12 protein-coding genes are annotated in these 11,768 nt (G+C 45.5%); 8 read left to right on the top strand and 4 right to left on the bottom strand.

Annotated elements, in window-relative coordinates:
* Positions 1–23 precede the first annotated feature (23 nt).
* The 8 genes from MH117_RS14305 to MH117_RS14270 all read left to right on the top strand — a co-directional run bounded on the left by MH117_RS14305 (position 24) and on the right by MH117_RS14270 (position 8,166).
* The gene (locus MH117_RS14305; protein ID WP_239329437.1) at positions 24–944 is read left to right on the top strand and encodes an ABC transporter ATP-binding protein; all 921 of its coding nucleotides are present in this window, start codon (positions 24–26) and stop codon (positions 942–944) included.
* Positions 937–1,671, top strand: a complete 735-nt coding sequence (locus MH117_RS14300; protein ID WP_275444664.1) for an ABC transporter permease — start codon at positions 937–939, stop codon at positions 1,669–1,671. Before MH117_RS14305 ends, MH117_RS14300 begins: the two co-directional genes overlap by 8 nt.
* The gene (locus MH117_RS14295; protein ID WP_239329436.1) at positions 1,668–2,243 is read left to right on the top strand and encodes an undecaprenyl-diphosphatase; all 576 of its coding nucleotides are present in this window, start codon (positions 1,668–1,670) and stop codon (positions 2,241–2,243) included. Before MH117_RS14300 ends, MH117_RS14295 begins: the two co-directional genes overlap by 4 nt.
* 265 nt (positions 2,244–2,508) lie before the next feature.
* Positions 2,509–4,029, top strand: coding sequence for an efflux RND transporter periplasmic adaptor subunit (locus MH117_RS14290; protein ID WP_239329434.1), 1,521 nt, complete (start codon positions 2,509–2,511; stop codon positions 4,027–4,029).
* A 95-nt stretch (positions 4,030–4,124) separates the two neighbouring features.
* A complete protein-coding gene (locus MH117_RS14285; RefSeq protein WP_239329838.1) occupies positions 4,125–4,808 on the top strand; it encodes an ABC transporter ATP-binding protein in 684 nt (227 codons plus the stop codon).
* Complete coding sequence (locus MH117_RS14280) at positions 4,805–5,977, top strand: ABC transporter permease (RefSeq protein ID WP_239329433.1); 1,173 nt, start codon at positions 4,805–4,807, stop codon at positions 5,975–5,977. The genes MH117_RS14285 and MH117_RS14280 overlap by 4 nt, the downstream gene beginning before the upstream one ends.
* Positions 5,978–6,034: 57 nt before the next feature.
* Positions 6,035–6,718 carry a response regulator transcription factor gene (locus tag MH117_RS14275; RefSeq protein ID WP_239329432.1) on the top strand — a complete coding sequence of 228 codons (684 nt, stop codon included), beginning with the start codon at positions 6,035–6,037 and terminating at the stop codon, positions 6,716–6,718.
* Complete coding sequence (locus MH117_RS14270) at positions 6,715–8,166, top strand: sensor histidine kinase (RefSeq protein WP_239329431.1); 1,452 nt, start codon at positions 6,715–6,717, stop codon at positions 8,164–8,166. The genes MH117_RS14275 and MH117_RS14270 overlap by 4 nt, the downstream gene beginning before the upstream one ends.
* A 238-nt stretch (positions 8,167–8,404) precedes the next feature.
* Here MH117_RS14270 and MH117_RS14265 read toward each other — a convergent pair whose 3' ends face one another.
* The 4 genes from MH117_RS14265 to MH117_RS14250 form a co-directional block, all read right to left on the bottom strand.
* Positions 8,405–9,679, bottom strand: a complete 1,275-nt coding sequence (locus tag MH117_RS14265; RefSeq protein WP_239329430.1) for an NCS2 family permease — start codon at positions 9,677–9,679, stop codon at positions 8,405–8,407.
* Positions 9,680–10,015: 336 nt separating this feature from the next.
* Positions 10,016–10,279, bottom strand: coding sequence for a YtxH domain-containing protein (locus MH117_RS14260; protein ID WP_239329429.1), 264 nt, complete (start codon positions 10,277–10,279; stop codon positions 10,016–10,018).
* Positions 10,280–10,493: 214 nt separating this feature from the next.
* Positions 10,494–10,979: a hypothetical protein gene (locus tag MH117_RS14255; RefSeq protein WP_239329428.1), complete on the bottom strand. Its 486-nt coding sequence runs from the start codon at positions 10,977–10,979 to the stop codon at positions 10,494–10,496.
* A 32-nt stretch (positions 10,980–11,011) separates the two neighbouring features.
* Positions 11,012–11,686 (bottom strand): hypothetical protein, encoded by a 675-nt coding sequence (locus MH117_RS14250; protein ID WP_239329427.1) that lies wholly within the window; start codon positions 11,684–11,686, stop codon positions 11,012–11,014.
* Positions 11,687–11,768: the final 82 nt, after the last annotated feature.

Below are 11,768 nucleotides of genomic sequence, written 5' to 3'. Positions count from 1 at the left end.
ATGCGAGGCAGGAGGTACAGCACATGGGCAGTATAATTCGCACGACCAATTTGACCAAAATATATGGCTCGCAAGCCGTAGTCGACAATTTGGACATTCATGTAAAGAAAGGACAGATTTACGGTTTTCTTGGTCGAAATGGTGCTGGAAAAACCACAACAATTCGAATGTTATTGGGCTTGATCAAGCCCTCACACGGGGAGATAGAGATTTTCGGAGAAAGCATGTCTGTCAAGCAGAAAGAGATACTGAGAAGAATAGGCTCAATGGTTGAGCATTCGGGGTTCTATGAGAACCTGACAGCTAGAGAAAATCTGCTTATTAATGCCAAGCTTATGGGGGTTCATAAGAGAGATGCGCTTGAGGACGCGCTTGAAATTGTAGGACTTGAACATGAAACCAGCAAAAGAGTTGGTCAATACTCGATGGGTATGAAACAAAGGCTGGGCATTGCAAGGGCAATTCTCCACCATCCCGAGCTGTTGATTCTGGACGAGCCCACGAATGGACTTGATCCGATTGGAATTAAAGAAATTCGAAAGCTGATTACTTCTTTGGCTTCGGAAAGAAAGATCACCGTGCTGATTTCCAGCCATATTCTTTCGGAAGTTGAGCAGCTAGCTGATCATATTGGCATTATTCATCAGGGTAAGCTGTTGGAGGAGGTTTCTTACGAGGAACTGCGAGCCAGAAATCGCAACTATTTGGAGTTTAAAGTATCCAATGACAATAAGGCAGTGAAGCTGCTAGAGCAGCGATGTGGCATTGTGGATTATGAGGTGTACGACGATGGTCATATCCGAGTATATTCGCATCTTGGTCAACAAGGCCTAATAAACAAGTTGTTTGTGGAACAAGGGATTGAAGTGTCGAAGATCACAGTAAGCGAAGACAGGTTGGAAGACTACTTTGTTAGGCTGATTGGTGGTGGGAGCATTGGTTGATCTCGTATACACGGAGCTGCTTAAGCTAAAGCGGGCTAAAATGTTTCTGGTCAGCGTTATCGGCGCCTCAGCAGCACCTATCATGATGTATCTCGCCTATTTGAATATGAAAAGCAAGACGCCAGATGAACCGATTTCATTTGAGCTGTCCTTCTATAATACAAACTTAAACGTGCTGTTGCTGATTGGACCTTTATTATATGGGGTCATTACAGCGTACCTCTTTAATCGTGAATACGCGGAAGATACATTAAAGAACTTGTTAACGATACCTGTGTCACGGACAAATCTTATTATAAGTAAATTGATCCTGCTGTTGGGATGGATTCTAGTGCTGACACTGGAGGCGTGGGGGTTAACGCTGCTGCTTGGCATTATAGGCGGATTTGAAGGTCTGAGCGCAGCCATACTGATACAATCGTTAAAGGAGTATTTGATCGGAGCTGTCTTGTTGTTTTTACTGTCTACACCAACGATGTTAACCACGTTTTTGTATAAAAATTATGTCCCGACCATTATATTTACGGCTGTGATTACATTGGGGAATGTATCTGTGATCAATTCCGACTTCAAGCCGCTTTACCCATGGTCGGCTGTTCATGTGATCACGATTAACGGTTATCTCCCGCAGTATCCCCCTTTATATTCTTTTTTGGCGATTGGGATTACTTCAATAGTTGGACTTATAGCTACAATCGTTTACTTTAAGAAGGTGGATATTAAGTGACATTAAATATAGAGTTATTTTGGGCCATTAACAATCTAGGTCAGCAATACGCCTTTCTTAACCCGAGCGTAGTCATTACGGCGGAATATACGATATATCTTTTGGCGTTAAGCATGCTTGTGTACTGGTTTACCAGAACTGCCGCTAACCGGATGATGGTCATTCAGGCCGGTCTCGCTTTTGTGTTTGCAGAGCTAACTGGAAAGGTGCTAGGACTTTTACATGCTCATCAACAGCCATTTGCCGAACTGAAAGATGTAAATAGATTAATCGAGCATGGCATTAATAACTCATTTCCAAGTGACCATACAATTTTGTTCTTTTCAGTGTGTATGTCTTATTGGCTGGTCCGCAGGAAATGGGGATGGTTATGGCTTGCTCTGGCCTGTTGTGTTGCGATATCTCGCATTTGGGTAGGCGTTCACTATCCTGTTGATATTGCCGTCGGATCGCTGGTAGGCATCACAGGAGCCTTGGTTTCCTATTGGTTGGTGCCCAAGCTTCCGTTTATTGCAGTGTTCCTTAAGCGGTATGAGCAAGCGGAACAGCGAATCTGGCCGACAACAGGCTAGTGATTGGGAAGAAGCTATTGTGAACGTAGGAATGACACGATAGCAGAAGCTGAGAAAGAGCATAGATTCGCCGTAAAAGCAGTCATCCCATGGATGGCTGCTGTTTTGTCATTCGTGGGGAGCATTATAGCAGAGTACGTTTCCCCTTTATAATGTCGTTCATAGGTTGTTCAAACTTTTTTGGTAGACTTACAACTTGGATGAATAACGGTAATTCCCTGCGTCAGCTGCAGGGAGCTATTTAGGTCAAAGGGGAGAGTGGAGCATGCGTTCCAAAATAAAACTAATCGGTACAGCTGCTGTGCTGATAACAGTATGTGTGGCAACTTATTTATGGGTAAATAAGCCGAAAGAAGCGCAGTCTGCACCTGTACCAACAGCACAAGTCACAAAAGGGGACATCGTAGTGAACGTGTCGGGGGCGGGGACAGTATCGCCCCGTTACTCAGCAACTGTCAAGCCCCAACAGTCAGGTGAACTGGAGAGCGTTACTTTTAAAAGCGGGGACGTCGTCAAGAAAGGGCAGCTGCTTGCCTCCTATAAGAGTGAAGACTTTTCCAGTCAGATTGCGAAGCAAAAGCTTCAACTACAGAAGCAGGAGATGGAGCTCGCACAGTTAAAGACGAAATATATCGAGGCGGATGAGCAGTCAAGAGGAGCTGTTGCCAATCAAATTGAAAGTATGAAACTGGATATGGCATTAAGCAACCAGGAGCTTCAAGACTTACAGGACAAACAAGCCAAGAAAGTGACGATCACTGCACCTATGGCAGGTACGATAACTTCAACAGATATAAGTTCAGGCATGCAAGTATCAGGTAACACGGTGGTGGCTGAAGTTGTAGATTACACACAGTTAAAAGCTGTGATTCAGATCGATGAGCTGGATATCCCGAAAGTGAAACTGAATCAGAAGACAGAGCTGACTTTTGAAGCGCTGCCAGACAAGAAACTGGAAGGAACGGTCATAGACATTGCCAATGAAGGCACAGCTTCCGGCGGTGTGGCCGTTTTTGACGTAACGATCGGGTTCCACTCGACGGTTGGTGTGAAGAGTGGCATGTCTGTACAGGCTTCAATTGAGGTAAATAAAAAGCAGAATATTTTGACGGTGCCTATTGAGGCCGTCTCGCAAATAAATGGGAAATCCTATGTTATGGTAGCATCAGGGGCCAATGAAACTGGATCACAGGCTGGCAGCGGCATGAAAGGTAAAAATGGTGACGAGAAGAGTTCTGCTGGAGTTGGATTAGAAGATGGGAACGGCGAACGGGACATAGATATGCCTGATAGTAAAGGGGGGAGTCAGCGACTGGAACAATCTAAAGGTGAGCGTGAGGAAGGATTTGTCGGCGAAGGTGGAAATACAAGCACTTCTAGAAGTGAAGCAGACGGAAAACGTGTAAGGAATATGTCCGATGAGGAGCGTGCTGCATTCCGAGACCGGATGCAAGCAGCAGGAGGACGTCAGTTAGCCAATGCAGGCAGTGGAGCAGCAGGTGGAGCCTTGGTTGCCACCGCCGGAACTAGAACTGAAGTAACGGTAGGTATTAACAACGAGACTTACATGGAGATTGTGAGCGGAGTAAAGGAAGGCAGCACGGTTATTCTTCCTGCAGTAAAAGCTTCGTCTGCGAGCAGTACGAACCAATTTAACGGTATGGGCGGCTTAGGTGGTTTCGGTGGCATGAGTGGAGGAATGGGAGGGAGCTTCAGCGGAAACCAACGCCAATCAGGTGTACAGCGTCAGTCAGGAGGTAATTCTGGAGGCGGAGGCGGGCGATGAATAGAGATGATTTAACACCGATAACGGATCATGCTGCCATTGTTCTGCCGGGACATCAGAACCCCCGTGAAGAGAGCATCCAGTTGATAAGAAAGATGTCACTGATCCTCAAAGATATTACAAAGACGTATGTTATGGGCGGAGAAGAAGTGATCTCGTTGGATCGAGTATCACTTAACATCTATGAAGGGGAGTTCTTGGCGATTGTCGGCCCTTCGGGATCTGGGAAATCAACGCTCATGAACATTATGGGCTGTTTGGATACTCCGACGAAAGGTCAATATTGGCTCGACGGACAAGAGACAAGTCAATTGTCGAACAACCGATTGGCGGAAATTCGCAATCAAAAGATCGGATTTATTTTTCAAGGGTTCCATCTGATCCCAACGCTAACGGCGTTTGAAAATGTTGAACTGCCGCTCGTCTATCGTGGGTTACCGACTAAGAAGAGGCATGACATGGCGCTGAGTGCATTAAGGCAGGTAGGATTGGAAGATCGTATGTTTCATTTGCCAAAGCAGCTTTCTGGTGGTCAACAGCAGCGTGTAGCCATCGCCAGAGCATTAGCGGGAGATCCGCCCCTAATTCTGGCAGATGAACCGACAGGGGCACTGGATACGAAGACCGGCAGCGAAGTATTGGCATTTATGAAGCAGCTAAATGAAAAGGGGAACACAATCGTCTTAATTACACACGATCCTGAGGTTGCGAAGCAGGCCGAAAGGGTGATCCGCATTCAAGATGGCGCAATCCATGAAGTTTGGAGGGAGCATCCATGAGAACGACACAGGCACTAAAGATGGCCTGGCGGAGCATACTGTCAAATAAGCTGCGCACGCTACTAACTATGCTGGGAATTATGATTGGCGTAGCGGCTGTCATTACACTAGTGTCGATGGGTGAAGGAACGGCCAAGCAAGTGAAGTCGCAGGTCGCCAGTCTGGGCTCCAATCTATTGTCCGTCACTGTAACGGGCAGAGGTGCGCTCTCTTCGCTGACTTTGGATGAAGCGATGTCGTTCCAAACGATTCCGGGTGTAGCTGCGGTGTCGCCAGTGGTGAGCGGAAATGTGCAGGCAAAGGCAGGACTCCAAAACACAAATGTACCTGTAGAAGGGATTACAGCAGAGTACGAGACAGTACGCGATTATCACGTGTCAAGCGGACGATTTATATTGCCAATTGATGCGACTTATTACCAGAAGGTCGCGATTATAGGAACAGATACGGCAGCCGAACTTTACCCTGAGATGAACCCGCTTGGCCAGAACCTATCCTTGAACGGTGCAGCTTATAAAATTGTAGGTGTTATGGAATCCAAGGGCAGTTCGTTAGGAAGCTCCAACGATAATAAAATCTGGATTCCATTGACGACAGCTGAACGACTGCTGCAGTCAAAAGGGATACGCACTGTGTATGTGAAGTTTACCGAGCCGGAACAGGCCGATACGATAACGACAGTGTTAGAGTCTAAATTGACGTCCAAGTTCCGGGGCTCTACAGATAGTTATCGTATTTTCAACCAGGCAGACATGGTCGAGACGATCAGCAATGTATCACAGACGATGACATTGATGTTAGCTGGAATTGCATCTATTTCATTGTTGGTTGGAGGCATTGGCATTATGAACATTATGCTTGTATCCGTAACGGAGCGAACACGTGAGATCGGCATTCGCAAATCATTAGGCGCCAAGAAGCGTGACATTATGCAGCAATTTATGATGGAGGCTGCGATGATCAGCGGATGCAGCGGGTTGTGTGGCATCGCTATTGGTATTGCAGGTGCTTATTTTGCTAGTCGAGCGATGGGTACACCGTTTGCGCTTGCCCCTGACATGATGTGGCTAGCTTTTTCTTTCTCTGTTGGCATCGGTGTGGTATTCGGCTTGTTCCCAGCCAACAAAGCATCCGATTTGAAACCGGTGGATGCCTTACGGTACGATTAAGACAAGAAGAAAAGGAACGTTTGCACTACGCTATGTGCCAGTTAAGGAGGTAGAGCATTGTTAAAGCAGCCTCACATACTCATTGTAGAGGACGACGCATACATTTCAGATCTCATCGCGCTTTATTTAACTAAATACGCATATACGTATCTAATTGCCGAGGACGGGGCACAGGCGCTTGAACTGCTGTATGCCCAACCGCCGGATTTGGTGCTGCTGGATATCATGCTGCCCAAGGTGGATGGCTGGGGTGTATGCGCGGAGATCCGAAAGAACAGTGATGTGCCCATTATTATGGTGACGGGTAGTGGCGAGAGCTATGACAAGTTAAAGGGCTTCGCAGGGGGCGTTGATGAGTATATTGTAAAGCCGTTTGACCCGAAAGAATTGATCGCTCGTATACAGGCAGTGCTGCGAAGAGCAAATCCTGTCTTTTTTAAGCCTTCGCTGCAATATACCGGGCTTCTGATCCAAGCAGCTGACAATCGAATCATTACCGATGCGGGAGAAGTTATGCTGGCGCCAAAGGAAATGGAACTGCTTCATGTGCTGGCGTCCAATCCCAATAAGGTATTTACGCGCGAACAACTGCTTGTGCAAGTATGGGGGGCAGACTATCCGAACGACTTTAGGACGGTTGATGTGCATATTAAGAGGATTCGGGAGAAAATTGGGTATTCAGCGCATTGGAATATGGCTACCGTGTGGGGTGTCGGCTACAAGTTCGAGGTGATGCGATGAAGAGCTTGATAAAGTTCAGTCCTAAGGGGATGTTCTTTAAAATATTGATGACGCTGCTCATCCTGCTAGTAGCATCTTATGCTTTGCTGATAGGAGTATCCTCCTTTTTTTTCAAAGATGATCTTCGTGAGAGGCAGCGATTTCAGGACCGTAATCAACTGGACAGCATTGGGCAATTTATGATTGAAGCCGACACATCAGGTTGGAGTGATGAGATGGTATTGTCTGCACTTAAGCTGACTGTACCGCCGCAGCTTCGTTCCTTATATATTATCGACCGGGGGACTAGTCGCATTCGGATCTCGCTTGCACCGCACAATAGCCCCTTTCAGCCAGATGCATTAATGCTTAAAGCTGTTGTGCGTGGAACGGAGGGGGGCGGGCGATACTTTAACGAATTCGAGCAGAGTGGAGACAAAACTATTGTTGCTGCTCAGGCCGTTGAAATTCCAGGAAAACCGGGATTGATCGTCATGACGGCCTCCAATATGTTAGAGAAAGACGTGCGCATGTGGAGCCGCAGATTGTGGCTTGCGATTGGCATTACCCTGGCGATGGGGATTATATTTGCTCTGATCCTGTCTTCGTATTTGTCTGGCCGATTGCGCAAGCTGGAAGAGGCTTCACGTCGGATTGCCAAAGGAAAATTCGATCTGTTGATTCCCATTTATTCTCGCGATGAGCTGGGGCATCTGGCGCGTTCATTGGAACAGATGGCGCTTGAGTTGGGCAGCCTTGACCGGATGCGCAAGGAGTTTGTAGCTAATGTATCACATGATATGCGTTCTCCGCTTACTTCGATGCATGGCTATCTGGAGGCAATACTGGATGGAACGATTCCGTCCGAGCATGTACCACGTTATGTGCGAATCGTGCAGGAACAGAACAAGCGATTAATTCGACTAGTAAATGACCTGCTGGATATAGCGCGTATAGAGGCGGGGCAGTTTCATATATTAGCGGTTCCATTTAACTTAACGGAGGCCATCCGGCAGGTGTTGGCTCGGATGGAGCCGCATTTGCAGCATCATCGGGTGATGTTACACGCTGCTGATTCGCAGGGAAGAGATATCTGGGTTCATGCGGACTCTGACAGGATCGAGCAGGTTCTAGTTAATCTCATTCAAAATGCGGTGGAATATTCAGGACCAGACACAACCATTGCGATCACCGTAGAAGCAGGAATGGAAGTATTCGTCTCCGTATCTGATGAAGGCATTGGAATGGAGGAAGCTGATCTACAACAGATTTGGGAGCGGTTCTATAAGACGGACAAGGCAAGAACACGCAAAAATGGAACAGGTATTGGCTTATCTATCGTAAAAGCAATTATTGATGGCCATCGCTCTAACATCAGGGTGCATAGTATACCGCAGCAGGGTACAACTTTTATTTTTACGCTTCCGTTAGCTGAAGGACCAGCGGCTTTGGGTGATATGACAAAGTAAGAGGTATCAAGCTGATGATCTCGCTTGCCGCTTGTTGGTGTTGTTGTATGATCGATGTTAAATCAATTCGACTTCCTCCGGTTTAATGGAGATTAAGTCTAAAAACATATGCTGTATGTATCCTTATAGGTAAGCAAAAGCACCTTCTGCGCCGTAGGCTGCGGAGAGCCCTGCATCAGTTTGAAGCGGCCTCACCGTTACACAATGGACGTAAAGGTGCTTTTTTCTTAATAAAGGTTTACACGCTTAGGATCAAATAAAGGATAAAAGTTCCCGCAATAGCATACATGATTGGTGATACTTCTTTCCATCGGCCAATACATAGCTTAATGAGTGCATAGGCAATGAAGCCAATTGCAATACCATTTGCGATACTGAATGTTAATGGAATAAGTGCGATTAGCAGCACCGCCGGAATCCACTCGCTCATATCAGTGGTGTCGATCAACGTGATCTGCTGCAGCATTAAGGCACCAACGATAATAAGAATTGGTGCTATCGCGCTTGCAGGTATCCATTGCAAGAGCGGAATACAGAACATGGCGGGAATAAAGAGAAGCCCCGCAACTAACGAAGTAAGCCCCGTTTTACCACCAGCGGCAATTCCGGTAGCGCTTTCAGCTGCAGTAGAGGCTGGGCTGCTGCCTAATAGTCCAGCCCCGATAATGGACACCGCTATCGCTCTGAAAGAATAGGTAAAACGATCGCGGTCAGGAATCATACCCAACTGCGCCCCCATATTTTCAAATAATACTGTAATCGTTAAAGCAAATACGCCGATCCAAAACGAGAATGATGTCCATCCACTGAAGTCCACAGCACCAAGCAGCTCACCATATGATGCGAATGAGGGCAGCATACTGTCAATCTTGTCACCTTTAACTATGCCCATCAGCCATCCAACTAAGGTTCCAAATAGGATGCCGAGTAAGAATCCGCCTTTTACCTTCCGTAAAAATAACCAGATCATCACGAGCAAGGTAATAAGCGTAGTTGCCACATAAGGATCATGGACGTTACCCATTTTGACAAAAGTACCAGGGTTGGCAACTACCAGCCCGCCATTTTTTAATCCAAGAAAAGCTATAAAGAAACCGATGCCGGCTGTCATAGCATGAATAAGCGATTTGGGGATTGCCGCAAGCAGGTGCTTAGCGAACGGAGTTACCGTAATAAGGAGGAATAGTCCGCCGGCCGTTATCACGACTGCCAATGCCTGCTGCCATGGAAGTCCTAGTGAGGCGACGAGTGTAAATACGAAAAAGGCACTTGTGCCGAGTCCGGGTACAACGATAAAGGGGGAATTGGCATAAAAGGACATCATCATACATCCGAAAAAGGACACGATTGCAGTTGCAATCATCGCTGCTTCATAGGGAACTCCTGCTTGATGCAGCAGGCTTCCATTCACCGCAATAATGTAAGACACCGTAATAAATGCCGTTAATCCTGCCATCACTTCGGTGCGGACAGTCGTACCGGCGTCTTGTAATTTGTACCATCGCTGCAGCATTATTGATACAACTCCTTTACACATTTGTGCCTGATTTGCAATTAGTTTAGACTTCTACTTCTATTCGATTTTTATACCGAACATCCATACGTTATAACGTGAATCGTAAATATGCAATAGGAGAAATCACAAATGCGATACATGCAGAGTTCGGGAGCTGTTTTTAATGAGGTAATGAGAAGTTTATTTTGATTTAAAAGCTCGTCAGAAGTCATATATGATGTGAACTTAAATGCAAAAAATAGGACAAGAAAAGCCCTGTTCATAGGTGAACAGAGCCTTGCAGCCCTAGCTAGCACAGCTAGTCCCAGGCATGATGCGAGTGTGAAGCAGACGCTATTTGTGCCCATTGTCTGCATTCGCGGATTGGGAAGCACGCTGCGGTGTGATGTCAATCCAGGCAGCTGGCTTATGATCAATCAAATCGAGGTTCCGAAGCATTTGCTGCGTTCCTTTACGTGCTTGCTGTACACCGTCTGTGATGTTTCCACGAAGTTCGCGTCCAGACTTTGGCGCTAGGAGCAGGGCTGCCGCACCTCCGATTACGGCTCCGACGATCGAGCCGAGCAAAAATGCACGGTTGGATGAGGGTTGGGACATCGTAATTCCTCCTCGTTCAAGATTTATATTGAATATATCACGAGGCGCTAAGGAATTGCACATTTCGGGCATTTTGGCAGGGACAAGATGTCGATGTGATGTCGAAAATTGTGGATGTTACATGTGGAACAGTCAACTTTTGTAAAAATATGATGGCGATAATAGGTCAAAATAATGCTTCATTATTTTTGCGATATTATTTATGATATAACGTTTACTCGTAAATGTAGCCTGCGAACACCAATGCTCTAAGGTATTGTTGATAAAAACTTTCTTTAACAACCATATGCTGAGGCTCTATACCCGAAAGGACGATAATTTCATCGTACAAGAGAGCAGAACCACCGCGGACGGTCCATCCACTCGGGTATATGTGATCTTTGGATTCAATAAAAATATATCCGGTTCTCTCGCTGACGGGATCGTAATTAAACCATCCTTGTTTTTCATCAATGGATCTTTGTTGAAAGGTTGTTTCTCTTTCGCATAATTCTTTCAGTATTGCGGGATGGTCCACTTTATAAGCGGCAACACCATCGGCATAACAAGCATGAGGATCTTTGCTCAAGTCTTCAAAGTAGGAGATATCGATTGAGCTTGCCAAGTATCTTGTTTTAAGTCTTTGGTCTATTTCTTTTAACGTAAATTGATTGGGAAGACTTAGCCGTTTAAATTGTTCTGATAAAAAATCATAATCCATAGAATTCACCTGGCCATAATAAAGATGGTTTGCTAACTAGCCTGTGGTAAAGAAACGAAGGGATTGATATATAATGTTCTTGGATTCTTACCTTCTCTTGCTGACATCCCATAAAATACATGTCCGTGAGTTCTATAGGTATCGTGGTAATGGTTGTAATACATAATGCCTACATAACCTGAGTCATAATGATTTTCCTGCCCTTTTGGAGTCAAACCACCAGATGCCGCACGTGCTAAAGCTATAGCATCGCTTTCTTTGGCTGTCCATACATCATTGTATTTACCAGTCGCATAATAGGCAAGTGCTGCCTCTTTGTTCATAGCTTCTCCAATTAGCAGTTTGCTTTTGTTGCTGTAATTAAAAGATACTTTATGGTATTTAAACTCTGTCTTCTCAGAGTTTCTATATAGTTCTTGGAAAACGTCATCAACTAATGCTTTACCTTCTATTAACACAATAGTTGCCGCAGCCAGCCAACCTAGAAGTTCTAAAAGTTCAATCAAGCCAATAACAGCACCTACAGCGCCTACAGCATTAGTCTGAGATGGTTTTTCTTGGTAGTTATCCTGTGGAGTGGAGAAATGTAAAACTTGTGAATAGATATTTGAGGCGCTCTGATTCGATGCATATGATGAGATAGGGAACACAAATAACAATACCGTCACAAGTAGAAAGGCAATAGATTTATTCCATTTATTCTTCATATTAAAATAATACCTCCTCAAATAAAAACGGTGTTTAATAAAAATATAAGCTTTAAGTGATTTTCAAGGAGTTTTTTAAAAT

This window comes from Paenibacillus sp. ACRRX, assembly GCF_022346885.1.
Lineage (GTDB): Bacteria > Bacillota > Bacilli > Paenibacillales > Paenibacillaceae > Paenibacillus_B.
This window is presented reverse-complemented; position numbering and strand designations above follow the sequence as displayed.

What these genes read in the sequence shown, in the direction of transcription:
- MH117_RS14260 (WP_239329429.1), bottom strand. Translation starts at nt 10,279, where the DNA reads ATGTCCCAACCCTCATCCAACCGTGCATTTTTGCTCGGCTCGATCGTC.
- MH117_RS14290 (WP_239329434.1), top strand. Translation starts at nt 2,509, where the DNA reads ATGCGTTCCAAAATAAAACTAATCGGTACAGCTGCTGTGCTGATAACA.
- MH117_RS14250 (WP_239329427.1), bottom strand. Translation starts at nt 11,686, where the DNA reads ATGAAGAATAAATGGAATAAATCTATTGCCTTTCTACTTGTGACGGTA.
- MH117_RS14280 (WP_239329433.1), top strand. Translation starts at nt 4,805, where the DNA reads ATGAGAACGACACAGGCACTAAAGATGGCCTGGCGGAGCATACTGTCA.
- MH117_RS14255 (WP_239329428.1), bottom strand. Translation starts at nt 10,979, where the DNA reads ATGGATTATGATTTTTTATCAGAACAATTTAAACGGCTAAGTCTTCCC.
- MH117_RS14285 (WP_239329838.1), top strand. Translation starts at nt 4,125, where the DNA reads ATGTCACTGATCCTCAAAGATATTACAAAGACGTATGTTATGGGCGGA.
- MH117_RS14270 (WP_239329431.1), top strand. Translation starts at nt 6,715, where the DNA reads ATGAAGAGCTTGATAAAGTTCAGTCCTAAGGGGATGTTCTTTAAAATA.
- MH117_RS14305 (WP_239329437.1), top strand. Translation starts at nt 24, where the DNA reads ATGGGCAGTATAATTCGCACGACCAATTTGACCAAAATATATGGCTCG.
- MH117_RS14265 (WP_239329430.1), bottom strand. Translation starts at nt 9,679, where the DNA reads ATGCTGCAGCGATGGTACAAATTACAAGACGCCGGTACGACTGTCCGC.